Raw genomic sequence first — 25,160 nt, 5'->3', positions numbered from 1 at the left:
GAAATTACCCCGTTGTCGTTAAAGATGGATGTAACCGCCTCTCACGAAAAGAGGCGCCTCCTCGTTTACATTAAAACCTTATTCGAAAGGCAAGAGACCCTCGTATGATCTCATCTAGCAACAATCTCGCGGACATCAAGGTCGTCGGCGTCGGCGGTGGCGGTGTCAACGCTGTCAACCGCATGATCGAAGAAGGGCTCAAGGGAGTCCAGTTCGTGGCGATCAACACCGATTCCCAGGCGCTGATTTTCTCGGATGCGGATACCAAGCTCGACATCGGACGCGAAGCTACCCGCGGCCTCGGCGCCGGCGCTAACCCGGAGGTAGGAAAGACCTCCGCGGAGGATCACAAGACCGAAATCGAAGACGCCCTCCAAGGCTCCGACATGGTCTTCGTCACCGCTGGCGAGGGCGGCGGAACCGGTACCGGTGCAGCCCCTGTCGTTGCCTCCATCGCAAAGAAGATGGGCGCTCTGACCGTCGGTGTCGTTACCCGCCCGTTCAAGTTCGAGGGCGCGCGCCGCACCCGTCAGGCCATGGCCGGCATCGAAGAGCTGCGCGAGGTCTGCGATACCCTCATCGTTATTCCGAATGATCGCCTCATGCAGCTGGGCGGCGAGGAGCTGTCTATCGTCGAAGCCTTCCGCGCCGCCGACGAAGTCCTGCACAATGGTGTGCAGGGTATTACCAACCTCATCACCATCCCGGGCATGATCAACGTCGACTTTGCGGACGTTCGCTCCGTCATGTCCGACGCCGGTTCCGCCCTCATGGGCATCGGTTTTGCTCGCGGGGATAACCGCGCGCTCAACGCTGCTGAGCAGGCCATTAACTCCCCGCTGCTGGAGTCCACCATGGAGGGCGCCAAGGGCGTTCTGCTGTCTATCGCTGGTGGCTCCGACCTGGGCCTCCACGAAGTCAACGCGGCTGCCTCCATGGTGGAGGAGCGCGCCGACGAGGACGCCAACATCATCTTCGGCACCATCATCGATGACAACCTTGGAGACGAAGTTCGCGTTACCATTATCGCCACCGGCTTCGACGCGCAGGCCAATATGACCTCCCAGCCGGCGCAGTCTGGCCAGGCACAGCAGCAAGGTTCGGAGGCTACCCCGGCCGCACGCCCGGGTTCCCTCTTCGAGAACCGTGCTGAAGCACAGCCTGAGAGCCCCGCCGCGCCGCGCACCGAGGCCCCGCGCGAAGAGTACAACCGTGCCGAGCCGCAGCGAGCTGAGTCCCAGCGCATCGGCCGCGAGGAGTACACCCCGCGCCACTCCTACGAGCGCGAGCAGCCGGCTGAGCCAGCCCCGTCGAGCGGACTGTTTACCACCTCGGATCGCTTCCGTGGCGAAGAGTACCGCCGTGGTGCCGATGACGAGTACCGCCTCTCGCGCCCCGCTGAGCGCAACAGCCGTGACTTCGATGACGATGGCGACGACGATCTCGACGTGCCGTCCTTCATGCGCTAGTCCCAGCCAGCTACTCTGGAGTGCATGCCAGTAAACGAGGAAGCACACGCAGCACGACGCCCCGTCCGCATGGTGTTTACAACCCGTGCCGGCGGGGCGTCGTCGTCCCCCTATGACTCTTTCAACTTAGGCGATCACGTCGGCGATGACCCCGCCGCTGTGGCCGCCAATCGCGAGAGACTTCTCCGAGCAACGGGATTAGAGGACATCGTGTGGATGGAGCAGCTGCACACCAATACCGTGACGGTCGTGGGCGCCGAACACCGCGGCGCGAAGGAGCCCGTGCCGGCCACCGATGCGGTGGTGACCACCGAAAAACGCCTGGGGTTGGGCGTGCTCGTGGCTGATTGCACGCCGGTGCTGCTTGTCGACGTCTCCGCGGGCGTCATCGGTGCCGCCCACGCCGGGCGTCTGGGCGCGCGCAATGGAATCGTTCGGAACACGGTCAACGCGATGATTGAGCTGGGGGCTACCCCTTCGTCGATCCAGGTGCTTATGGGGCCGGCCGCTTCTGGGCGTAACTATGAGGTTCCGGAGCAGATGGCGGAGGACGTCGAGAAGCACCTGCCCGGCTCCAAGACCCGCACGGCGTCGGGTACCTGGGGCGTCGACGTGCGCGCCGGTGTGATTCGCCAGCTGATGGGCATGGGAGTCACGGCCATTGAGTCGGACCCACGCTGCACGATTGAGGACACAGATTTCTTTTCATATCGCCGCGAGGGCGTTACTGGACGCCAAGCCGGCGTGATTTGGTTGGAGGATTAATGACTAATAACAACACCGCGCGCCGCGAAGAATTGCGGGCCGGCCTGGCGCGCACCCGTTCGGATATTCACCGCTTTGCTGAGGCCGCTGGCCGCCTCGCCCCGCAGCTGCTGCCTGTGACGAAGTTTCACCCGGCCGAAGACATCGCGCTGCTAGCGGAGCTAGGGGTAACGGATGTGGCGGAAAATCGCGAGCAGGAGGCCCGCGCCAAGGCGGAGGTCTTGCCCGAGATGCGGTTCCACATGATCGGCCAAGTACAGACCAAGAAGGCGAACCACGTGGCCCGGTGGGCGCATAGTGTTCACTCGCTTGACTCAGAAAAACTCGCCAGAGCACTCGACCGCGGCGTGGCTCTTGCCCAGGAGCGCGGCCAGCGTGAGGACACGCTTCCGGTCTATATTCAGGTCTCCGCCGACGGTGATACCGCGCGTGGTGGCTGCCCGCTAGAGGGTGTATCCGCTCTGGTGGATCTGGTCGAAGATCTGGAGAACCTGCAGCTGTGTGGCTTCATGGTGGTTCCACCGCTGGAGAGCGATCCGGCGGAGGTTTTCACCCAGGTGAGGGCGCTGACGGATGAGGTGGCGGCCAAGCTTGGGCGAGACCTGAAAATGTCCGCCGGAATGAGCGCTGACATGGAGCCGGCGATTGCATCTGGAACAGATGTCGTGCGTGTCGGAACCGGAATTATGGGAGAGCGCCCGCTAGGTTAATTGTCATTGTAAAAGTGCATTACAAGACAGCAAATGAACAGCACACTAGGTCAGAGGGAGACCCAGAATGTCACTGATTGATAGGACTAAAGAGTTCTTCGGGCTAGGCCCGATGGACATGGACGCCGACGATGCTTACTACGCAGACGAGCGCGCTTATAGCGCTCCGGCGTATGCACCTTCCTACGAAAAGCAGGAAGAGGAATTTGTCCCGACTATCGTGGCGCTGTCGCTCGTTTCCTTCGACGATGCAGCGAAGGTTGGCGGCCCCTTCCGTGACGGTGACGCAGTGGTCTTCGAGCTCACTGACGCTGATCGCGGCTCCGCAAAGCGCTTCGTTGACTTCGCTGCTGGCCTCTGCTTTGCACTGGAAGGCCGCATGAAGAACCTGACGAAGGGCGTGGACACCAGCCGTAAGGTTTTCGCTATCGTGCCGAAGGGCGCCGATATCTCCACTGTTGAGCTCGAGCGTGCAGCGCACCTGCGCTAAAAACTTCGCGCTTTAACCGCTTCAGCGCCTTTTCTCCCCTGTGTTGGCTAAGGGGGAGGGGGCGATGGGGCGGTTTGTTGGTTTTCTCGCTATTTCCCTAGCGGTCTAAGCGGAGCGGTATTCTCGGCGGCGGTGCGGCTGCCGCGGTGCCATCTCTGTTCGCCGAGGGCGAACCCTCGGGCAGGGGAGTACCGTCCGCGGGGGTGGTTCGGATAGGCTCGGGCACTGTGAATGCTTTAGGTTCAATTCTGCTCGTCGCCGTGAGTCTTTACTCGTGGATTTTGTTGGCGCGCATCGTCATCGAGATGATTCAGTCTTTCTCGCGCCAATTCAATCCGCCCCGCTGGTTCATGATGGTTGCCGAGGTGCTCTTCGTCGTCACTGACCCGCCAGTTAAGGCGCTGCGTAAGGTTATTCCGCCGCTGCAGCTAGGAGGCATTGCGCTCGACGTTTCCATCATCGTTTTGTTCCTGCTTTTGTCCATCCTTTCGCAACTTATTGGCTGGCTATTTTTCAGCCCCAATGGGCTTGCAATGTAATAAACGGGTGTATTAAACCCTCCTGTTAACGTTGAGACTCGTGCCAGCGTTAGATAATGTGTTGATTCGGATACAATGAGTTACCACAATCCGTATTATTAACCGCATATGTACCCGGCCTCTGGACCCTCTAGAGGTTTGACCGATTCGTAAGGGGAAGAGAAGTCAATGCCACTGTCACCAGCTGATGTACACAACGTCGCTTTCAGCAAGCCGCCAATTGGCAAGCGTGGCTACAACGAGGATGAGGTCGATCAGTTCCTCGACCTCGTTGAGGATGCTCTTGCTCAGCTGCAGGATGAGAACGATGATCTCCACGCCCAGGTTGAGGAACTGAAGTCTCAGGCTCCGGCTCCCGCTGCTGGCGGCGCTTCTGCCGCAAAGGTCGATGAGGCCGCCGTACGTAAGGAAGTCGAGTCCAAGCTGCGCGCCGAGTACGAAGCAAAGCTGGCTGACTCCAAGAACGAGATTGCCAAGGCCAAGGAAGAGACCAAGCGTGCGCAGGAGCAGGCGAAGGCCGCTCAGGCACAGTCCGCCCAGGCACCGGCTGCTCAGGCACAGGACAACTCCGCGGAGCTTAAGACTGCTCGCGAAGAAGCTGCTGCCGCCAAGCGCGAGCTCGAGGCCTCCAAGAAGGAGCTGGAGCGCACCAAGAAGGAGCTGGAGTCCGCAAAGAAGAACTCGGCTGCTTCCACCACTGCCTCCTCCGCCGCTGCTGTGGCTGGTGCAGGTGCTGCTCAGTCCACCGAACAGGGCCTCGCCACCCCGGATACCCACATGCAGGCCGCCCGCGTGCTGGGTCTGGCTCAGGAGATGGCGGACCGTCTTACCAGCGAGGCTAAGGCTGATTCCGAGTCCATGCTCGCTGAGGCTCGTACGGCTGCAGAGAAGCAGCTTGCCGACGCTGACTCGCACTCCAAGGCCCAGCTTGCTGACGCCCAGAAGCGCTACGATGCACAGCTGCAGGAAGCCGATACCCGCTCCAAGAAGCTGGTGGCGGATGCCGAGAACAAGGCAAAGCAGACTGAGTCTGACGCAACGTCCCGCGCCGAGGCACAGATTCGCCAGGCTGAGGAGAAGGCAGCTGCCCTGCAGGCAGATGCCGAGAAGAAGCACACCGAGGTCATGAACACGGTCAAGCAGCAGCAGACCGCTCTGGAGGCTCGCATTTCCGAGCTGCGTACCTTCGAGCGCGAGTACCGTACCCGCCTCAAGACCCTGCTGCAGTCTCAGCTTGAGGAGTTGGAGTCCCGCGGCACCGCTGCTCCCAACGGTGAAACCGGCAAGTCCAACAATTAATCAGTGAATGAACGGCGTCCCTGCGGGGGCGCCGTTATTCTTTTATGTAGGTATACGTTCGTAGGTATACATTCTTTGTAAAGCACAGAGCCCTTAGTCATTGGTGAGGGAAGGAGAGCACGCATGCTTATCGGCGCATTGCTGTTGGCCTTTGTCGCTTTCTTGGCCTTCGTGAACTACATCCTCACTGCCGCTGAGTGGTCTTTGTACCTACTCTTCGCTTCCGCCGGGGTGGGCATTGTTCTTTTCATCGCAGACACCGTGATTAAACTCCGCCGCAAGCACGACGAGTAGCCCGGTCCCGCAGAAAACCTGTAGCGCGCGTATCTCGGACACGACGAGTAGCCCTCGGTCCAGTGATAATTCTGGGTGGAGGGCTGCTTGTGCGAAGACTTCTAGTTGTGTAGCTCCTAGTCGTTTCTTTCCGGGGTGCCGAATAGCCCGGGAGGCGCTTGCAACGGCGTGGGCGGTGGGGGAGGGCCGTGTGTCCTTTTCGCTTTACCCCCGACCCGAGCCGTGCGGCCGCGACCCGGCGGCGCATTCGGATCATCCTGGTTCACCCCGTTGTGATAGGGACAGAGCATCACCAAGTTTTCTTGGTTGGTGTACCCGCCGTTCTTCCACGCGATGAGATGGTGAACCTGGCATTCATCGGCCGGTTTCATGCACTTATCCCACGCGCAGACTGGGAACTCGGCCATAGCCATAATGCGTTGCTTGATGCTGGCCGAGCGCTCCTCGTAGTAGAGGTTGACCGGCCCGTGATAGGGGTGGAAAAGGGTCGCGAGTGCGCCTTCTTTATCGATCTCATCGGCGATGACCTTGTTGAGGTATTCCGCGCCGGTCATCGTGGCACCGTTGGTCATGTGAAGGGTGATTTCCTCGCCGTCACCGTCGAGAGTCTTTGTCATGGCCTCCAGTGGTACGAGGATATTAGTCTGCAGGCCGCGGCGCGGGGCAGCACCTTTGAAGAAGGCCTCGCGGATGGACTTGAGGGGGCGTTCGCGGTCGATGGCGTCGCTAAGCTCTGCAATCAGGTGCGAGGGACCTGTTATTGCCATCGTCCACGGTGCATTGCGGCGGCGGTAAACAGTCACGCCCTCTTTCGGCGTGGGTGGTGCCGAGTGTTCCTTGAGCTTCTTTTTCGCCAGTGTTTCCATCGCGAGGGTATCGGCGCTCGTCCGGCAGAGTTCTAGACGCAGTTTCCAGCTCAACGCTTGTGTTTTGGCTTTGCGGGCATAGCGGTCGATGATCTCCAAGGTAGGCAAAGAATGCCTGCGTTGGCGCGCTGCCTTCACTGCGTCACGTTGCATCCGCGTCATGGCGGTCTTGCCAAAGAAGCTCGTATGCAGCCGTACCAACTCCGCCGCGGTTTTGTCTGGGGAACCGGCGGCGATGAGGTCTGCTTCAGACATGCCTTCGCACTCGGCGACGACATCGATGCCGGCCCCGAGTGCGTTGAGGAAAGTCTGTAGCGCGTTCATATTTGTGGAGCTTAAAACACCTTATGGCCTGTGCGCATTAGAAAAAATGTTCCTGTGGAAAACCTTATCCCAGGTGCCTCTTTTATGTACTGGCGTTTCTATTTTGAGGCTTTCGGGAACCTGGGCCTGTGAAAACTTGACCGCCTCGCTATACTTTTAGGCATATGCAGTGAGCCGGCTATCACCGGGGAGCATTCCGGAAGAACGTGCTTCGCGCTTAGCGGAGCATTATTAGAACCGGGCGGGTAGGGACCGTCATCTCCTTCACATCAACGAAGCGGGGCGCCTCGGTGCCCAAGCGGGGTGGTACCGCGAGCCGCAAGGCGCGTCCCCGCCACAGCGAACGAGTGAAGGAATTTTTAGATGAGTAATAACCCCGCGAACGTCGGCAGTGTTTATCCCAAAGTCGATATGACTGCTGGGTCTTCCCGTTTCCCCGATATGGAGCAGGAAGTCCAGAAGTACTGGAAGGGCGACGACACCTTTAAAGCCAGCCTCGAGCAAACCGAGGGCTGCCCCGAGTACGTCTTTTATGATGGCCCTCCCTTTGCCAACGGCCTGCCGCACTACGGTCACCTGTTGACCGGTTACGTCAAGGACATCGTCCCGCGCTACCGCACCATGGCCGGAAACCACGTCCCGCGCGTCTTCGGCTGGGACACCCACGGTCTGCCGGCGGAGCTGGAGGCAGAAAAACAGCTCGGCATCACCGATAAGGCCCAGATCGAGGAGATGGGCTTGGAGAAGTTCAACGAGTACTGCGCCAAGTCCGTCCTCGAGTACACCGATGAGTGGGAAGAGTACGTTAACCGCCAGGCCCGCTGGGTGGACTTCGAGAACGGTTACAAGACCATGGACTTGAACTACATGGAGTCCGTGATGTGGGCGTTTAAGGAGCTCTATGACAAGGGCCTGATCTACCAGGGCTTTAGGGTACTGCCGTACTCCTGGGCTGAGCACACCTCGCTGTCGAACCAGGAAACACGCCTGGATGATTCCTACAAAATGCGCCAGGACCCGACCCTGACGGTGACCTTCCCGGTAGCTGGCGCTGTGGAGGGAAGCGCAGCGCAGAAGACGTTGGCGGATAACGCCGAGCTTGCCGATGCCTCCTTCCTCGCCTGGACCACCACCCCCTGGACCCTGCCGTCCAACCTGGCGCTGGCGGTCCACCCGGAGGTCGACTACGTCTTGTTCAAGGCCACCGAGGGCAACTTTGCTGGCCGCACCTTCATCATGGCCGAAGCGCTCACCGGCACCCTGGCCAAGGAGCTGGGTGAGGCGGAAGTTCTCAAGACGTTCAAGGGCGCTGAGCTAGAGGGCTTTAAGTACCAGCCCATCTTCGATTTCTTCCCGGATGTCGAGAACGCCTACCAGCTGCTGCTCGCAGATTACGTCACCACCGAGGACGGTACCGGCGTGGTTCACCAGGCTCCGGCCTTCGGTGAGGACGATATGCTCACCTGCCAGAAGTACGGCGTGGGCCTGGTCATCCCGGTGGATGAGGACGGTAAGTTCACCTCGCAGGTGCCACCCTACGAGGGCCAGCTGGTCTTCGACGCTAACAAGCCCATCATCAAGGACCTGAAGGAAGCTGGCCGCGTGGTGCGCCACGTGACCATCGAGCACTCCTACCCGCACTCCTGGCGCTCCGGCGAGCCGCTCATCTACATGGCTCTGCCAGCATGGTTCGTCAAGGTGACCGAGTTCCGTGACCGCATGGTGGAGCTCAACCACAACGAGATCGAGTGGCTGCCGGAGCACATCCGCGACGGCCAGTTCGGCAAGTGGCTGGAGGGCGCTCGTGATTGGAACATCTCCCGTACCCGCTACTGGGGCGCTCCGATCCCGGCGTGGATCTCCGATGACCCGGAGTACCCGCGCGTGGATGTCTACGGCTCTCTGGATGAGTTGGAGCGTGACTTCGGCGTGCGTCCTACCAGCCTGCACCGCCCGCACATCGATGAGCTGACCCGCCCGAACCCAGATGATCCGACGGGCAAGTCCACGATGCGCCGCGTGCCGGATGTGTTGGATTGCTGGTTTGAGTCCGGTTCCATGCCGTTTGCGCAGAAGCACTACCCGTTTGAGAACAAGGAGTGGTTTGAGAGCCACTCGCCGTCGGACTTCATCGTGGAGTACTCCGGCCAGACCCGCGGCTGGTTCTACGTCATGCATGCGCTGTCCACCGCGCTCTTTGACCGCCCGGCCTACAAGAAGGTTGTGGCCCACGGCATCGTTCTGGGCAATGACGGCCTGAAGATGTCCAAGTCCAAGGGCAATTACCCGAACGTCAACGAGGTCTTTGACCGCGATGGTTCGGATGCCATGCGCTGGTTCCTCATGTCCTCGCCGATCTTGCGCGGTGGCAACCTCATCGTCACCGAGCAGGGCATCCGTGAGGGCGTGCGCCAGGCCATCCTGCCGATCTGGAATGCCTACACCTTCCTGCAGCTCTACGCTTCCCAGGACGCGACGTTCGATGTCAGCTCCACCAACGTTCTGGACCGCTACATCTTGGCCAAGACGCATGACTTGGTGAAGAACACGAATGATGCGCTGGCGAATACCGATATTGCTACGGCAACCGAGGAGGTTCGTCTCTTCGCGGATGCCTTGACCAACTGGTACGTGCGCCGCTCCCGCGACCGCTTCTGGGAGGGCGAGGAGACCCACCCGGAGGCCTTCAACACCCTGTACACGGTCCTGGAGACGGTCTCTCGCGTGGTGGCTCCGTTGCTGCCGCACGTGGCTGAGGTCATCTACCGCGGCCTGACCGGTGAGCGCTCTGTGCACTTGGCTTCCTACCCGAAGGCCGAGGACTACCCGGCTGACGCGGACCTGGTGGCCGCCATGGATGCCACCCGCGCGGTGGCTTCGGCGGCGTCGTCTGTGCGCAAGTCCAATAAGCTGCGCAACCGCCTGCCGCTGCCGAAGCTGACCGTGGCGATGCCGGATTCGGCTCGCTTGGCCGACTTTAAGGACATCATCCGCGATGAGGTCAACGTTAAGGACGTTGAGCTGACCGATGACGTCGATGAGGTTGGCACCTTCGAGGTGGTCTGCAACGCCAAGGTGGCAGGCCCGCGCTTGGGCAAGGACGTACAGCGCGCCATCAAGAACCTGAAGGCGGGCAACTACGAGTGCGACGGCGAGGAGGTTATCGTTGACGGCGATATCCGCTTGACCCCGGATGAGTACACGGAACGTCTCAAGGCTGCGAACCCGGAGTCCACGGCGCGCGTGGACGGCGTGGATGGCTTGGTGGTATTGGATACCAACGTCACCGAAGAGCTGGAGGCTGAGGGCTGGGCGGCGGATGTCATCCGTGGCCTGCAGGATGCCCGCAAGGCCGAGGACTTCGTGGTCACCGACCGCATCACCGTGGTCCTGTCTGTCCCGGCGGAGAAGGAAGAGTGGGCCAACCGGCACCGCGAGCATATCGCGGCGGAGGTGCTCGCTGTCGACTTCGCTGTGACGACCGAGGCTCTCGCGCCTAGTGCTGGCCAGAACGTCCATGATGTTCTTAAGGGCGTGACCGCCACGGTGGCTAAGGCCTAAGGCGACAACAGCGACGTAAACGGTCGAAGGAAAGCTCCGCTTCCCGGATGTGGGAGGCGGAGCTTTTTGCGTCTGTGCACAGGAAGCGAAGGGCGGCCTAAGGAAGGAAGCCGTGGTTACGGGATGTTCGGGAGATTGCCCTGAGTGTAGGGGTGTCTCGGGAAGATGCAGTGATTGTGGGGGTCTGCGCTAGCGGCGGGTGCCGGGCAGGTGCGCGCGCCAGGCAAGGATGACGTTGATGAGGCAGACCAGCGCCAAGAAGCTGCCGATACTGAACAACGCGGTGAAACCTATGTAGGGTGCAAGCGCGCTGAAGGCCATGGGGATGAAGAAGCCGGTGTAGGAAATGGAGTAGTACACGGCGGTCAGGCCGGCGAGCTCGCGCTCGCCCGCGATGCGCTGGACTTCAGACAAGCCGGCGACGAGAGCTAGACCGTATCCCGCACCCATCGTCGCAGCGGCTGCGATGCCGAGCGGGAGGGAGAGCGAATGAGCGGCGAAGGCCCCGAGGATGGCGCCGACGGTGATGACGAACATGGCCAGCGCCGAGGCGCGTGCAGACTGATGGGTATCCACCAGACGGCCCAACATCTGGACGGCGACACCGCAGCCGAGGGTGATGACAGTCATCAGGCCGGAGAAAGCGATAGGGGCATCACCTGCCGAATCGGACAAGAGCTGTGGCAGCAGCGCATAGGCTGCTCCCGCGCAACCGAATACCCACGGGGCCACGGGGACGACGACGCGCAGGAAACGCTTGTGAGCAACGGCTGGGATATGCAGCATCTCCAGCATGTCGCGCACCCGAAGCTCCAAGACTGTGGTCTTGACGTCGCCCCGGCTGGGCTGGCGGGTCTCCGGGGTATGCAGGATCCACACGGCGGTCAGTAACGTAAGCAACATGTGGAGGATATAAGCCGTGTGGGTCGGCCACGGTCCCCACTGGGCGAGTACCGAAGCGATACCTGCGCCCACGAGGAAGCCTGCGGTCAAGCACAAGGACGCTTTGCGGGCGCCTGCCGCCGGGTTCCCGCCAGCACGCGTGATGAGCTCTGTAATCCACGTTGAGCCCACGGCCATGACCAAACCCAAAGCCATGCCGCACAGGACACGCCCCAGCGCAATGATGAGTGGCTCGTTGGGGGCGATGGACAGCAAGAAAGAGCCCGCCAGAGACAGTGGTGCCGCGGGGAGCAGCAGGGGGCGGCGGCCAAGCAGATCGGACAGTGGGCCGCCAATCAGCAGGGCGGGGATAATACCTACGACATAGGCGGCGAGGAGCCCATTGACCGTAACCTGGGAAAAATTGGAGGTCTCGCGATACATCACCAGCAGCGGGGTGAACTCGTTTCCTCCCCACGCCACGGCAATCATTGAGCCAGCGACGGGGTACCACGCACGCTTTGGGAGCGGCGCTTCGAGGGAGCGGACAGGTGAGTGCGAAGAGGTGGGGCTTTCGGCAGAGTCGGGGTCTATAAAGGCGTCGTGCTCAGTGGAAGGCGCCTCGACAGCAGGGTTCGAATGCGCGGAGACAGTCACAGTTGTTTCCTTGAGGAGTTGAGGTGGGAATGGAGTTCGGTCAGGTAGGAGTCGATGTCGCCGGTGCGGAGGGCGTCGGCAAGCACTGCGTGCTGGGCCACGAAGGCGCGGGCCTTCTCAACGCTGCGGCCGATGGCGGTGGCGGTAAAACGCTGTTGGCGCTCGCGCAGCGTGTGGCCGAGGTGCGCCAGCAGGCGGTTGCCGCCGTTGTCCATGATGGTTTGGTGAAACTTAGCGTCTAGTTGGGTATAGGTGCCCAGATCGCCAGCGTCGAGGGCGGCATTCTGTTCCTCGATGGTGGCATCGAGGACATCGGCAATGAGTTCACGTTCCTCGGGGGATAGCCCGCAGATGTGGCGCGCAGAGTTCTCGTCCACGAGGAGACGGGCCTCGTAGACCTCTCGGATCTCGCGGGGGCTAATCGGCACGACCAACGCGCCACGTTTGGGGTAGAGCTTCAAAAAGCCTTCCACCTCCAAGCGGAGGAAAGCCTCACGCACCGGGGTTCGGCTCATCCCTAGCTCGGCGGCTAGGGCGGCTTCGGAGAGCATGTCCGAGTCATCGACCTCATCATCGATGATGCGGCTCTTGAGGTGCTCATAGGCCCTTTCAGCGGCAGGTACCTTGTCTTTTTGCATGTATACATGATGCATGCAAGCGGGGTTTGGTGTCTAGCGCCAAGCGCCAATCGTGGGGCATAGATCACTTATGCCGCGCATGAGAGCTAGTTCTCTTTGCCTGCCTAGGGCTTCCTTGTGGATGCGAATATATGTTTTAGACTTGTAGTTATGCAGCGCTGGGTTCTTCACATCGACATGGATGCGTTCTATGCCTCGGTGGAACAGCTGACTCGGCCCACCCTGCGCGGTCGTCCGGTGCTTGTGGGAGGGACGTCCGGCCGCGGGGTCGTCGCGGGTGCTTCCTATGAGGCGCGCGCTTATGGCGCGCATTCCGCCATGCCCATGTTCCGCGCGCAGCAGCTCGTGGGTTTTCGTGCCGTGGTGGTGCAACCTCGCCGAGCAGTCTATTCGGCGGCCTCGCGCCGGGTATTTGAGATCATTGCGGAGCACGCTGGGGTCATCGAGCAGCTTTCCATCGACGAGGCCTTCATGGAACCTGAGGCACTAGTCGGTGCGTCAGCCGACGAGGTTCGTGAGTGGGCAGAGAACCTGCGCCGCGTGATTCGAGCGGAGACGGGCCTTCCCAGCTCTATTGGTGCGGGTGCGGGAAAGCAGAGCGCGAAGATCGCCTCGGGGGAGGCCAAACCGGACGGCACCTTCGTTGTTCCACGAGAGCGCTTCGAGGAGCTCATTCACCCGCTGCCGGTGGGAAAGCTGTGGGGTGCGGGGCCGGTCACCCAGCAGAAGCTTGCCGCCATCGGAGTGGAGACTATCGGCCAGCTGGCCGCAATGAGCCGCAAGGAAGTCGAGATTTCGCTCGGCGGTGTGGTGGGTGTGCAGTTGTGGGAGCTTGCCCAAGGGATTGATGAGCGTCCAGTTGCCCCGCGCGCGATTGCCAAACAAATCTCCACCGAGTTCACCTATCCCACCGATCTGCGCACGGCGGCAGAGGTAGATGCGGCGCTGATTCGCGCGGCGCATGGCGCTCATTCCCGTTTGTTGAAGGATGGTCGCGGCGCGCGCACGGTGACGGTGAAGCTGCGGATGGCGGACTTTCACATCGAGTCACGCTCAGCCACCTTGCCCTATGCGACAGATGATCTGAAGGTGCTCGAAGCCAAAGCGCTGAGTTTAGCGCGCTACCCGGAAGAACTCGGTCCTATCAGGCTGGTGGGCGTGAGCTACTCAGGGTTGGAGGAGGCCCGCCAAGACGTGCTCTTTCCGGAACTAGACCGTGAGATCGTGCGCCAGGACCCAGACACGGACTATGAAACCGGGGTCAGCGATTATCTGCCGGGCAGCACGTCCACCCCAGTCGATGTCTCCTCCACTGCAGATTCCGAGGAATCGCCGAGCCGCAAATGGCGTGCTACTCAGGACGTTTATCACCCCGACTTCGGCCACGGCTGGATTCAGGGCGCGGGCCACGGAGTGGTCAGCGTGCGCTTTGAAACCCGTGCTACAGGCCCGGGGTTTGTGCGCTCCTTCGCCGCTGAGGATGAAGAGCTCCGCCCAGCCGATCCGCTGGACTCCTTGGCCTGGGAGGACGTCCTGCCGGACAATGATGCCGAGCTTGACGGTGACGTCGCCCCCGAGGGGGCGGTAGAGGCCCCACCACGCGAGGACAATTAGCCCGCGGTATAGGCCGTGCTGGTTGGTGCCTTACTAAACATCTCTGCCACCGGCGTGCCTGTAGCAAGTGCCGCAGCAAGCATAATGCGGGCCTGCCCGGCGCGGAATCCGCCGGCGGCCACCGCGCCCATCTCGCCCAAGGTGGCGCCACCGCCAGCGCCGCCATAGGCCAGCTTGGTATTCCCGTAGGGAGTTCGGGTGCTGATCACCACGGGCACGCCCGCCTGCAGCGCGCGGGTCACCCCGGCACCCATCTCCGCGCCCATGTTTCCCGAACCCATCGCCTCGATGACGAGGCCGGAGGCGTGTTTAAGGGAGGCGTCGACAAGCTCGGCTGATGCCCCCGGGTAGGCCGCGATGATCTCAACGGGGTGATTGGCCAAGGGCGCTAGGGGGAGGGGCGCTAAGGTGGAGACTCCCACCGGCAATTCCTCAAAGCCGTTGAGCTGCGAAGTATGCCACTTGCGCGCACCGCGCCCAGGGATAGTCTTGCCGCCGAACTGCACCCACACGCCCGGCTTGCCGGAGCGCAGAAGCCCATAGGCCTCGCGCAGGTTGCGCGGGCCATCACCGGCCGGGTGGTCGAAGGCGCGCTGGGCGCCGGTGAGCACGATAGGGCCATCGCCTAAGTCAAAAAGGGACAAGGCCAGCGCGGTTTCCTCCATGGAATCGGTGCCGTGCGTGATGAGGACGCCGTCGATGTCTGGGCGGGAGAGCTGTTCGCGAACGCACAACAGGAGCTCATCGAGGTCGGCCAACGTAATTGAGCTGGAATCTAGCGCGCGGAATTCCACCACCTCAATGTCGTGCGTGCCGCCGTCAGTGCCCAGAGAAGCGGCCAGTTGCTGGCCGCTAACGGTGGGGACTAGGGAACCGTCACGGACCGTCGTACAAGCGATGGTGCCACCGGTGGCGATGAGGGCAAAGGTCATGCCAGCAGGCTACTACAGCCACGCACCTGCGCGGGAAACCCAGGGCTGGGTTCACGGACGCTAAAGTAAAAAGGATAAACCACGATCCCCTACGTGAGGAGTATTTGTGAAATCCTTCAAGCTGAGCGCCGCCATCTTGGCTCTGGGCGCCGCGACTGTCCTGTCCGCCTGCTCGTCTTCTGAGGATGCAGCGAGCGAGAGCAGCACCGCCGCCAAGCCTTCGGGCGAAACCTCCGCCTCGCAGGTTGTCTCCACCGAGATGCCCACTGTGGAGCAGCTCAACGAGATTCTGTCCAAGGCCGCGGACCCGAACCTTCCCCAGGAAGAGAAGGTGCAGCTGGTCCAGGGTAGCGAGACGGCGCCGGAGCTTTTCGACGTCATGTCGCAGTCCCAGGCCGAATCCGGTGCCACCTTCGAGGTCGTGGCCCCGGTCATTCCGGGCCTCGTGCCGGATTCCGCGCTGGCGACCGTCCACATCAATACCCCGGATGGTCAGCAGCAGACCGCCGACCAGGTGGAGTTCATCAACGAGAGTGGTACATGGAAGCTGTCTAAGACCTGGGCTTGTGTTTTGGTCACCAACATCGTCCCGCCGGAAGAGGTTCCGGAGATGTGCGCCGATTCCGTGCCGGAAGACGCAGCGGCGCCTGCCGACGCCCCCGCTGAAGGCGAGGAAGCGCCAGACGAGCAGGCCCCTGCCGAGGCGCCTGCAGAGGGCACTGAGGCTCCAGCTCAGTAAGCCCGGCCGACAAAACCTCAGCGCCCACCACCCACTGGCTTTTCTGCCAGTCAGGTGGTGGGCGCTGTGTTGTCTGGAAACCCGTGACGCGGCTGCCGCGTGCAGCGGCATAGGCGCCAAGCGCGCTAGCTAGTCGGTTGTGAACTCCATTTCGGTGGCGCTGGTCTGCACCACGCGAAGATCGGAGCCTTCCGCACCATAAGAAATGGCGGTGGTCACAGAGACATCGCCGGCGGTGGGAAGCGGCTTGGTCAGATCAACTGTGACCGAGCCCTCCGAGGTGGAGGTGTGATCGAGCACCTTGAGTTCTTTGCCCTGCAGTTCCTCGGGGGCGTCGGCACCGTCAAAGGACAGCGCGCCCAGGGAAGGACGCTGCTCCACCTTGACGCTGAGGGTGGCGGTATCCCCGTCCAGCTTGTCCAAGGTATATGTCGTGGTTTGCAGCAGCGTGGATTCGCCAGTGACGCGCGATTCCACCATCCATGTCGCGCCGGGGCCGATTTCCTCATCTGGGAAGACGATGGGCAGGGAGGTCAGGCTGGTGATAGCGCGCTCGACTGTGCTGCGGGCCTGATCGGTTGCTGCCTGAGGGGCCGCTAGGCGCAGAGAATTCATCTGTCCGGTATCCGTACCACGCCACCCAAACTGGAAACCCTCGGCGGAGGAGACATCCGTGCCGTCAGCCTCGGGCTTGCCCACGGTGACGAAGGCGTTGCGGCTCGCCGGAAGCTGGCCTTCGACGTTCTCGGTGGCAGCTTCCACCGAAGCCTGCAGCGGAAGAGTGACCGTATCCTCGGTCGCCGGCGAAGGGGCAGCGCTGCCATCCTTGCGCAGCTGCTGGTCGAAACCCGTGGCGACCTTGTAGGTCAGCTCCTGAGAAGCATCGAGATCCTGATAAGCCAGAACGCGGCTGGCACCGTCACCGGGCTCCAAGAGGGTGACGCGCGGGGCGTCGAGGGCCAAGCCGACCGGTTCTTCGACTGGCTTGGACGGCTGGGAATAGGAACAGCCGGCGAGCGCGCCGCTTACTCCTAGGACGGTGGCGGACAGGACTGCTAGAGCTCTCACACGAAACACGCATTCCAAATTACCGGATGAGCCTGTTTAGAATGGAACGGGTGAAAGCAAGGAGTTATATCGGAGTGATGGTTGCGGTGGTGCTCGGTGTGGCTGCCGTCGACCAAGCCGTGAAGGCGCTGATGCTGTCCATCCTCACCGAAGGTGAAGCCTTACCGGTGTTCGGTGACTGGTTCCGCTTCTACCTTTTGTTTAACCCCGGCGCGGCCTTCTCCATGGGAGGGGAGGGCTCGACGTGGCTGTTTACCACAATCCAATTGGCCTTCATTGTCGGCGTGGCCATCGCCGCTCCGCGTATCCACGACAAGTGGCAGGCCATCGGGCTGGCAATGATCGCTGGCGGCGCGCTGGGCAATTTCATCGACCGTCTGGTCCGTGAGCCAGGGTTCTGGTTCGGCCACGTCGTGGATTATATCTCCGTGGGCAGCTTCGCCGTGTTCAATATCGCGGACGCGGCAATCACCTGTGGCGTGGTGGTTTTCATCATCGCGATGTTCTACTCAGAGATGAATGAGAAGTCGGAAGAGCAGGAAGCGGGGGGAGTGTAATGCGCGAAAGCCGTAGGTTGCCGGTACCCGAGGGCCTCGATGGCATGCGCGTGGACGCTGCCTTGGCCAAGCTCCTGGGTATTTCCCGCGCCCGAGTGGCCCAGTTGTGCACGGCGGGTGACGTGGAAATCGACGGCGAGGCAGTGGGCAAGTCCGAGCGCTTAAACGCCGGCGGGTGGATCGACGTCATGATGCCGGCGCCTGAGGAACCACTTGTCCCCAAGGAGGAGCTGGTGGAGGGCATGGATGTCCTCTATGTCGACGAGGACGTCATCTGTGTGTTCAAACCGGTGGGGGTGGCCGCGCACCCGACGTTGGGCTGGGATGGCCCCACCGTCATTGGCGGGCTGCGGGCGGCGGGCTATGCGCTTGCCGACGCCGGCCCTACCGAACGCAAGGGCATTGTCCACCGCCTCGACGTGGGAACCTCCGGCGTCATGGTGGTGGCCGCCAGTGAGCGTGCCTACTCCCAACTCAAGAACGCCTTCCGCGAGCGCACCGTGAAGAAGACCTATCACGCCGTGGTCCAAGGCTTGCCGGATCCCATCGTGGGGACCATTGATGCACCCATTGGCCGTCATCCTTCGGCGGGCTGGAAATTTGGGGTCGTCGATGACGGCAAACCGGCGGTGACACATTACAAGCTGCTGGAGGCCTTCCGCGAGGCTAGCCTCCTCGAAGTTCATTTGGAGACCGGCCGAACCCACCAGATCCGCGTCCACATGTCCGCCACCGGGCATCCCTGTGTGGGTGATCCGATGTATGGCTGTGACCCGAACCTGGCCAAGCGCGTGGGGCTTAACCGCCAGTGGCTGCATGCGGTAAAGCTCGGATTTACCCACCCGGGTACTGGCAGGTGGTTTGAATGCACCGCACCTTATCCCGAGGACCTGAAGCACGCCGTGGAGGTTTTGCGCGGATGAGCCCGCAGCGGAGCACGCGCCAGCGCATCTATCGGCGCCGCCGGGCCGCGGCGCTGGTGCTGTTGGCGGTGCTGGCGCTGGTGGTGGTTCTCGCTTTCGGCCTCCTTGGCACCCAGCCCCGCGCGGCGCTGCAAGGAGACCAGCTGGGGCCGGATGGAACCGAGACTGCTGCTGAATATCGCGAACGCGCGGAGGCCTCACTAGCGCAGGCGGACGAGCCAGCCTATGCCCTGGTGGGTTTTAGCGAGGCGCTGAGCGCACAGGAGGTCTCCGATGCGCTGAGACCAATCCAGCGCATGGATGCCATCGTGATCGGGCTGGCCGCCCCCATTGCAGTTCCCGAACCTGTCACTGGCGCCACGCGCGTCGACGTCCTCGATACCGTCCTGTCCCGCGTGTCCGACCATGCCCGTGACATGGGGGAGGAGGCACCATCGGAGGTCGACGCCGTCGTGGTGTATTCCGATGGGAGTCAGTTGCGCGCCCTCGCCTCCGACCCGCGGGTCGATACCGTGGAGGTCGCGCCCGAGGATGCCGCATGGGGCTCCTTCGGCGTGCGCCCGCCCGCCAACGTCGGACAGAATGAGAACCGCTAGAACAGCTACCGATAGAACAACCAAGGAGAAGACATGCGCCTATTTCCCAACACCTCCGAGTGGCCGCCGAACTACCGCTTTGCCTACCTCTTGATGTGGGCGGGCGCGTTCATCGCCTCTGGGGCCGCCATCGCGCAAGGGGTCTGGGGAGCAGACAAGCTCGCCTTCGGCATTCTCATCGTGGTGGCCATCTACTGCATCGCCATGGCCATCCTCATGCCGCGGTGGGCGCTCAACGCGCGCGAGGAATCCGCCCGGCGTGCCCGGGCTCGGGAGGCGCGCGACGAGCTGAAGCGCCGCTAGTCCCGGCTGGGGGTTGTTTTCTCTGCGGGGTGGAGGCGGGCGCGGCGTCGAGAAGCGCGGCCCATGCGCACCAAGTCCGCCAGGTAAATGATGACCGCTACCCAGATGATGGCGAAGCCGATCCAGCGTTCCGTGGACATGTGTTCCTGGGTGACAAACAGCGCCCACAGCATCTGCATGATGGGGGTCATGTACTGCAGCATGCCGAGGGTAGACAGACGCAGGTGCTTAGCGCCCTGGGCGAAACACAGCAGCGGCAGGGCGGTGACGAGGCCGGAGGTAACCAGCAGTGCGATGTGCCCGGGCCCTTCGGTAGTGAAGGTGGATTCGCCCTGTGCCTGGAGGTAGCCCAGGTAGATCAGCGCGAAGGGGAGCATGACCAAGGTTTCCGCGGCCACAGAGCCCATCGAGGAAACCGTGATGCGTTTCTTGAGCAAACCATAGATTCCGAAGCTGAAGGCCAAAGCCAGCGAATAATAGGGGGCCTGACCGGTCATGAAGGTCAGCCACAACACTGCGATGAAGGCGATGCTGACCGACGCCACCTGCGCCTTCGTCAGCTTCTCCTTGAGGAAAATAATGCCGAGGGCCACGGAGACGAGAGGGTTGATGAAATAGCCCAGTGCGGCATCGGCCACGTGATCGCTGTTGATGGCGATGACATAGGTGCCCCAGTTGATGGTGATGGCCACGCCACAGGCAAACATCCACCCCCAAGTGCGCAGGCTGAACGCTTTCAGCTCGCGCCAGCCACCTGTCACCAGCAACACTGCGGTGACGAGAACGGCGGTCCACACGATGCGGTGGGCCAAAATCTCAAACGGGCTGGCGGGGCGCAGCAGCGGGAAGAACGCTGGGAAGAAACCCCACATGAGATAGGCAGCAATGGTGTAGAACATTTAAGAAAATGTACCTTAACGAGGACCTACGGGCGAAGTTTGACGTCCCCGCTAAGATGAGCCGCATGGCCAAAAACTCCTCCTTCGTCCATCTGCACAACCACACCGAGTTCTCCATGCTGGATGGCATGGCCAAGGTGGATATGTTGGCTGATGAGGTGGTCCGCCAAGGTATGCCGGCGGTGGGCATGACTGACCACGGCAACATGTACGGCTCCAATGCTTTTTACCAAAGGATGACTAGTGCTGGCGTGAAGCCCATCATCGGCATCGAGGCCTACCTGGCGCCGGAATCGCGCTTCAACAAGAAGCGCGTGCTGTGGGGAACCCCGGACCAGAAGCGCGATGACGTCTCTGCCTCCGGTGCCTACCTCCACCAGACCATGCTGGCGGAGAACGAAACCGGCCTGCGCAACCTGTTCAAGCTTTCCTCCTTAGCTTCCTATGAGGGTCAGTTGGGTAAGTGGCCGCGCATGGACGCCGAGCTGATTGCCGAGCATGCTGAAGGCATCATCGCGACCACCGGGTGCCCTTCCGGCGATGTGCAGACCCGCCTGCGCCTGGGCCAGTTCAACGAGGCGCTCGAAGCTGCTGCCATGTGGCAGGACATTTATGGCAAGGACAACTTCTTCCTAGAGCTCATGGACCATGGGCTGGACATCGAAAAGCGCACGCGTGACGGTCTGCTGGAGATCGGCCGCAAGCTGGATCTGCCGCCGTTGGTGACCAATGACTGTCACTACGTGCTGGAATCCCAGGCGCCTTCCCACGAGGCCATGCTCTGCGTGCAGACCGGCAAGACCTTCATGGACCCGGACCGTTTCAAGTTCGACGGCACCGGCTACTACATCAAGACTGCTGCGCAGATGCGTGAGCTGTGGGACCACATGGTGCCGGAGGCCTGCGATAACACCCTGTGGATTGCCGAGCGCGTGCAGGACTATGGCGCGATTTGGGAGGAGCACACCCATGACCGCATGCCGATTGCCGACGTCCCCGAGGGCTACACCCCAACCTCCTGGCTAACTCACGAGGTGATGGAGGGACTGAAGGATCGCTTCAACGGTGGGGATGTGCCGCAGGAGTACATCGACCGTGCTGAGTACGAGATCAGCGTCATCGATATGAAGGGCTACCCTTCCTACTTCCTCATCGTGGCCGAGCTCATCAAGCACGCGCGCTCCATCGGCATTCGCGTTGGTCCGGGCCGTGGTTCGGCGGCCGGTGCGCTCGTGGCCTACGCGCTGACGATTACCAACATTGACCCCATCGAGCATGGCCTGCTCTTCGAGCGATTCTTGAACCCGGAGCGTCCGTCCGCACCGGATATCGATATCGACTTCGATGATCGCCGCCGCGGCGAGATGATTACCTACGCCGCCGAGCGGTGGGGCGAGGACAAGGTTGCCCAGGTGATCACCTTCGGTACCGTGAAGACCAAGCAGGCCATTAAGGACTCCGCCAAGGTGCACTTTGGCCAGCCGGGCTTCCAGATGGCGGACCGCATCAACGGCGCCCTGCCACCCGCGATCATGGCCAAGGACATCCCGCTCGCCGGCATCACGGACCCAGAGCACGAGCGCTATTCGGAGGCGGCCGAGGTCCGGCAGATGATTGAGACTGACCCGGACGTCAAGAAGATCTATGAGACCGCCCGCGGCCTCGAGGGCGTGGTCCGTCAGGCCGGCGTGCATGCCTGCGCGGTGATTATGGCCTCGGTCCGGCTCATGGACCACATCCCGATGTGGAAGCGCCCAGCCGACGGCGCCTACATCACCGGCTGGGACTACCCGGCCTGTGAGGCCATCGGCCTGCTGAAGATGGACTTCTTGGGACTGCGCAACCTCACCGTGATTGGTGACTGCCTGGAAAACATCAAGAAAAACCGCGGCGAGGAAGTCCACCTAGAAGACCTCCATGCCGACGACCCGAATGCCTCAAAGGTCTATGACCTGCTGTCGCGCGGCGATACGTTGGGCGTGTTCCAGCTCGACTCGGGCGGTATGCAGGAGCTGCTCAAGCGCATGAAGCCAACGGGCTTTAAGGACATCGTGGCGTCACTGGCGCTCTACCGCCCGGGCCCGATGGGTGTGAACGCGCACTGGGATTATGCGGACCGCAAGAACGGCCGCAAGGAAATTACCCCAATTCACCCCGAGCTGGAGGAGCCGCTCAAGGAAATCCTCGATGAGACTTACGGTCTTATCGTGTACCAGGAGCAGATCATGCGTATCTCGCAGAAAGTGGCAAACTACACCGCCGGCGAGGCAGATGGCTTCCGTAAAGCCATGGGTAAGAAGAAGCCAGAAGTGCTGGCCCAGCAGTATGACAAGTTCTGGGGCGGCATGAAGGACAATGGCTACTCCAAGGAAGCAATGGATGCTCTGTGGGGCACCATTGAGCCCTTCGCCTCCTACGCGTTCAACAAGTCCCATGCCGCGGGTTATGGTTTGGTGTCCTTCTGGACGGCCTACCTCAAGGCCTACTATGCGCCGGAATACATGGCCGCACTGTTGACCTCGGTGGGTGATAAGAAGGACAAGTCCGCTATCTACCTGGCTGACTGCCGCCACCTGGGCATCCGCGTGCTCTCACCGGACGTTAATGAGTCGGTGGAGACCTTCCAGGCTGTCGGCGAAGATATTCGTTTCGGTATGGGCGCTATCCGCAACGTCGGCGGGGAAGTGGTGGATTCCATCGTGAAGACCCGCCGGGAGAAAGGGGCTTTCACATCCTTCTCCGACTATCTGGACAAGATTGAGCTGGCGGCCTGTTCGAAGCGTGTCACCGAATCCCTCATTAAGGCCGGTGCTTTCGATTCCCTGGAACACCCACGCAAGGGCCTCATGCTTATTCATGAAGACGCCGTGGATTCGGTGCAGACGACCAAAAAGGCAGCCGACAAGGGGCAATTCGACCTCTTCGCTGGCTTCGGAGGCGGGGATGAACAGGGTGACTCTGTTTCTGCTTTTGCCATCGATATCCCGGAGGAGAACTGGGACCGTAAACACGAGCTGGCTCTGGAAAGGGAGATGCTCGGCCTGTACGTGTCTGGCCACCCGCTTGATGGTTTCGAGGAAGCACTGAATGCGCAGACGGATACCCCGATTACCAAGATCCTCAACGGCGAAGTGGGCAATGGCCAGGAGCTCGTGATTGGCGGCATTATCTCGGGCGTTGACAGGCGCTTTTCCAAGCGCGATGGCTCGCCCTGGGCCATCGTGAGCATCGAAGACCATAACGGCGCCCAGGTGGATATCCTCGTGTTCAACCAGGTGTACTCGCTGGTAGCCCCGCAGATTGCTGAAGACAACATCATCCTGGCCAAGGTCCAGGTGAAGATCCGCGATGAGCGCATGTCCCTGTTCTGCTCCGATATCCGCGTTCCCGATTTGGGGCCGGGTAACGGTGCCGGTCTGCCGCTGCGCCTGACCATGCGCACGGATCAGTGCACGATGGACAACATTGCGCGGCTGAAGCAGGTCTTGGTCAACAACAAGGGTGAGTCTGACGTGTACCTCACGCTTGTCGACGGCGAAGAGTCCACCATGATGGTCCTCGGCGAACATCTGCGCGTGGAGCGCTCCAGCAACCTCATGGGTGATCTCAAAGCGACGATGGGCGCCGGAATTCTCGGCTGAGGTGACACCCCGCATTCGTGTGTTGAATAAAAGTACAGAATGAGGCGGGCTGTGCTTCGCCCGTGGGTTACGCTAGACAGCACAGTCTAGTTGAAAGGGAGACCGTTTCCTCATGGTCAATAAGATCCGTACCACTCACGTCGGCTCGTTGCCGCGCACGCAGGAGCTGTTGGACGCTAACCTCGAGCGCTCCGCCGGCACCATCTCCGATGAGAAGTTCCACGAGATTCTGGAGCGCTCGGTCGCTGACGTGGTCAAGCGCCAGGTTGATCTCGGCATCGACATTATTAACGAGGGCGAATACGGCCACATCACCTCTGGCGCTGTGGACTATGGCGCCTGGTGGAATTATTCCTTTACCCGCCTGGGTGGTCTGACCATGACGGACAAGGACCGCTGGGAAATCGGTGACAAGATCCGCTCCGAACCGGGCAAGATTCGCCTCTCCTCGATGAAGGATCGCCGCGACCGCGCCCTGTTCGCGGAGGCCTATAACGACCCGGATTCCGGTATCTTTACCGGCCGCAAGAAGGTAGCTAACCCGGAGTTCACCGGGCCGGTTACCTACATCGGCCAGGAGCAGGTCGAGGCTGACGTGAAGCTGCTTGCCGATGCCCTCCCCGAAGGCACCGAAGGCTTCGTCGCCGCACTGTCCCCGGGCGCTGCGGCCCGCCTGCCCAACAAGTACTACGAGGATGAGTCCGATCTCGTGCGTGCGTGTGGCGAGGCGCTCAAGGTGGAGTACAAGGCCATCACCGATGCCGGCTTGACGGTGCAATTCGACGCCCCAGACCTGGCCGAAGCCTGGGACTCGGTGGTTCCGGAGCCGACGGTCGAGGATTTCCAGGCCTTCTTGCGCGAGCGCATTGAGATCCTCAACGAGTCCATCAAGGATATCCCGCGTGAGCAGACCCGCCTGCACATCTGCTGGGGCTCCTGGCATGGCCCGCACGTGACGGATATTCCTTTCGAGGACATCATTGAGGAGATCTTGCAAGCCAAGGTCGGCGGCTTCTCCTTCGAGGGCGCCTCGCCGCGTCACGCGCACGAGTGGCGCGTGTGGAAGGACCACAAGCTGCCGGAGGGCACTGTGATCTACCCGGGTGTGGTTTCGCACTCCACGAATGCTGTGGAGCATCCGCGCTTGGTGGCGGACCGCATCATCCAGTTTGCTGAACTGGTGGGCCCGGAAAACGTGATTGCATCGACGGACTGCGGCCTCGGCGGCCGTTTGCACCGCCAGATTGCGTGGGCCAAGCTGGAGTCCCTCGTGGAAGGTGCCCAGATTGCTACCGAGGAGCTGTTCTAAGCAAGGAGTAGCTCCCCCCTCAGCCAGCAGCTGAATACCACGCGCGAACCCTAACAACAACGCGCGAACCGTATAGGTTCGCGCG

The 25,160-nt window shown here is 61.6% G+C and carries 22 protein-coding genes; 16 read left to right on the top strand and 6 right to left on the bottom strand.

Annotated features, from left to right (window positions below; translation table 11 throughout):
- The first annotated feature begins 104 nt into the window (after positions 1-104).
- From ftsZ to HMPREF2896_RS12875, 7 genes are all read left to right on the top strand, one after another.
- Positions 105-1,469, top strand: coding sequence for a cell division protein FtsZ (ftsZ, locus tag HMPREF2896_RS10545; protein ID WP_070719484.1), 1,365 nt, complete (start codon positions 105-107; stop codon positions 1,467-1,469).
- Positions 1,470-1,493: 24 nt separating this feature from the next.
- Entirely contained in the window at positions 1,494-2,234 is a 741-nt protein-coding gene (pgeF, locus tag HMPREF2896_RS10540; RefSeq protein WP_070719483.1) for a peptidoglycan editing factor PgeF, read from the top strand.
- Positions 2,234-2,944: a YggS family pyridoxal phosphate-dependent enzyme gene (locus HMPREF2896_RS10535; protein WP_070719482.1), complete on the top strand. Its 711-nt coding sequence runs from the start codon at positions 2,234-2,236 to the stop codon at positions 2,942-2,944. Before pgeF ends, HMPREF2896_RS10535 begins: the two co-directional genes overlap by 1 nt.
- Before the next feature lie 67 nt (positions 2,945-3,011).
- The gene (locus HMPREF2896_RS10530; protein WP_012715146.1) at positions 3,012-3,434 is read left to right on the top strand and encodes a cell division protein SepF; all 423 of its coding nucleotides are present in this window, start codon (positions 3,012-3,014) and stop codon (positions 3,432-3,434) included.
- 227 nt (positions 3,435-3,661) lie between these two features.
- Entirely contained in the window at positions 3,662-3,973 is a 312-nt protein-coding gene (locus HMPREF2896_RS10525; RefSeq protein WP_070643706.1) for a YggT family protein, read from the top strand.
- 168 nt (positions 3,974-4,141) lie between these two features.
- Positions 4,142-5,272 (top strand): DivIVA domain-containing protein, encoded by a 1,131-nt coding sequence (locus HMPREF2896_RS10520; RefSeq protein ID WP_070711460.1) that lies wholly within the window; start codon positions 4,142-4,144, stop codon positions 5,270-5,272.
- 123 nt (positions 5,273-5,395) lie between these two features.
- A complete protein-coding gene (locus HMPREF2896_RS12875; RefSeq protein ID WP_167595650.1) occupies positions 5,396-5,566 on the top strand; it encodes a hypothetical protein in 171 nt (56 codons plus the stop codon).
- A 116-nt stretch (positions 5,567-5,682) separates the two neighbouring features.
- On the opposite strand, the gene HMPREF2896_RS10515 is transcribed toward HMPREF2896_RS12875, so the two are convergent.
- Positions 5,683-6,756: an HNH endonuclease signature motif containing protein gene (locus HMPREF2896_RS10515; RefSeq protein ID WP_070719481.1), complete on the bottom strand. Its 1,074-nt coding sequence runs from the start codon at positions 6,754-6,756 to the stop codon at positions 5,683-5,685.
- Between the two features lie 363 nt (positions 6,757-7,119).
- Between HMPREF2896_RS10515 and ileS the strand changes: the two genes are divergently transcribed.
- Complete coding sequence (gene ileS / locus HMPREF2896_RS10510; protein WP_070719480.1) at positions 7,120-10,317, top strand: isoleucine--tRNA ligase; 3,198 nt, start codon at positions 7,120-7,122, stop codon at positions 10,315-10,317.
- A 189-nt stretch (positions 10,318-10,506) separates the two neighbouring features.
- Here ileS and HMPREF2896_RS10505 read toward each other — a convergent pair whose 3' ends face one another.
- Entirely contained in the window at positions 10,507-11,691 is a 1,185-nt protein-coding gene (locus HMPREF2896_RS10505; RefSeq protein WP_210385989.1) for an MFS transporter, read from the bottom strand.
- A 161-nt stretch (positions 11,692-11,852) separates the two neighbouring features.
- Complete coding sequence (locus HMPREF2896_RS10500) at positions 11,853-12,494, bottom strand: GntR family transcriptional regulator (protein WP_070719478.1); 642 nt, start codon at positions 12,492-12,494, stop codon at positions 11,853-11,855.
- A 150-nt stretch (positions 12,495-12,644) separates the two neighbouring features.
- On the opposite strand from HMPREF2896_RS10500, the gene HMPREF2896_RS10495 reads away from it, so the two are divergent.
- Positions 12,645-14,108: a DNA polymerase IV gene (locus HMPREF2896_RS10495; RefSeq protein WP_070643724.1), complete on the top strand. Its 1,464-nt coding sequence runs from the start codon at positions 12,645-12,647 to the stop codon at positions 14,106-14,108.
- On the opposite strand, the gene HMPREF2896_RS10490 is transcribed toward HMPREF2896_RS10495, so the two are convergent.
- The gene (locus tag HMPREF2896_RS10490; RefSeq protein WP_070445339.1) at positions 14,105-15,040 is read right to left on the bottom strand and encodes an asparaginase; all 936 of its coding nucleotides are present in this window, start codon (positions 15,038-15,040) and stop codon (positions 14,105-14,107) included. The genes HMPREF2896_RS10495 and HMPREF2896_RS10490 overlap by 4 nt on opposite strands.
- 106 nt (positions 15,041-15,146) lie before the next feature.
- Between HMPREF2896_RS10490 and HMPREF2896_RS10485 the strand changes: the two genes are divergently transcribed.
- Entirely contained in the window at positions 15,147-15,779 is a 633-nt protein-coding gene (locus tag HMPREF2896_RS10485; protein ID WP_070719476.1) for a WKL family lipoprotein, read from the top strand.
- Positions 15,780-15,908: 129 nt separating this feature from the next.
- Here the strand turns inward: HMPREF2896_RS10485 and HMPREF2896_RS10480 are convergent, their stop codons facing one another.
- Positions 15,909-16,856, bottom strand: a complete 948-nt coding sequence (locus HMPREF2896_RS10480; protein ID WP_070719475.1) for a DUF6263 family protein — start codon at positions 16,854-16,856, stop codon at positions 15,909-15,911.
- A 32-nt stretch (positions 16,857-16,888) separates the two neighbouring features.
- Here HMPREF2896_RS10480 and lspA point away from each other — a divergent pair, with 32 nt between their 5' ends.
- From lspA to HMPREF2896_RS10460, 4 genes are read left to right on the top strand one after another with little or no spacing between them, the layout of a single operon-like run.
- Positions 16,889-17,404, top strand: a complete 516-nt coding sequence (gene lspA, locus HMPREF2896_RS10475; RefSeq protein WP_070643734.1) for a signal peptidase II — start codon at positions 16,889-16,891, stop codon at positions 17,402-17,404.
- Positions 17,404-18,327, top strand: coding sequence for an RluA family pseudouridine synthase (locus tag HMPREF2896_RS10470; RefSeq protein WP_070445351.1), 924 nt, complete (start codon positions 17,404-17,406; stop codon positions 18,325-18,327). The genes lspA and HMPREF2896_RS10470 overlap by 1 nt, the downstream gene beginning before the upstream one ends.
- Entirely contained in the window at positions 18,324-18,923 is a 600-nt protein-coding gene (locus HMPREF2896_RS10465; protein WP_070643737.1) for a hypothetical protein, read from the top strand. Before HMPREF2896_RS10470 ends, HMPREF2896_RS10465 begins: the two co-directional genes overlap by 4 nt.
- A gap of 33 nt (positions 18,924-18,956) precedes the next feature.
- Positions 18,957-19,226, top strand: a complete 270-nt coding sequence (locus HMPREF2896_RS10460) for a permease (RefSeq protein WP_070445357.1) — start codon at positions 18,957-18,959, stop codon at positions 19,224-19,226.
- Here the strand turns inward: HMPREF2896_RS10460 and rarD are convergent.
- Positions 19,223-20,125, bottom strand: a complete 903-nt coding sequence (gene rarD / locus HMPREF2896_RS10455) for an EamA family transporter RarD (RefSeq protein WP_070711454.1) — start codon at positions 20,123-20,125, stop codon at positions 19,223-19,225. The genes HMPREF2896_RS10460 and rarD overlap by 4 nt on opposite strands.
- 65 nt (positions 20,126-20,190) lie before the next feature.
- Here rarD and dnaE point away from each other — a divergent pair, with 65 nt between their 5' ends.
- Positions 20,191-23,766 (top strand): DNA polymerase III subunit alpha, encoded by a 3,576-nt coding sequence (gene dnaE, locus HMPREF2896_RS10450; protein ID WP_070719539.1) that lies wholly within the window; start codon positions 20,191-20,193, stop codon positions 23,764-23,766.
- A gap of 112 nt (positions 23,767-23,878) precedes the next feature.
- On the top strand, positions 23,879-25,075 hold the full coding sequence (locus tag HMPREF2896_RS10445; RefSeq protein WP_070445363.1) for a cobalamin-independent methionine synthase II family protein: 1,197 nt from the start codon (positions 23,879-23,881) through the stop codon (positions 25,073-25,075).
- Positions 25,076-25,160: the final 85 nt, after the last annotated feature.

Origin of the sequence: Corynebacterium sp. HMSC069E04, from assembly GCF_001813175.1 — a bacterium.
Taxonomy (GTDB): domain Bacteria; phylum Actinomycetota; class Actinomycetes; order Mycobacteriales; family Mycobacteriaceae; genus Corynebacterium; species Corynebacterium aurimucosum.
Note: the sequence above shows the minus strand (reverse complement) of the source record. Positions and strands in the feature narration are given on the sequence as shown.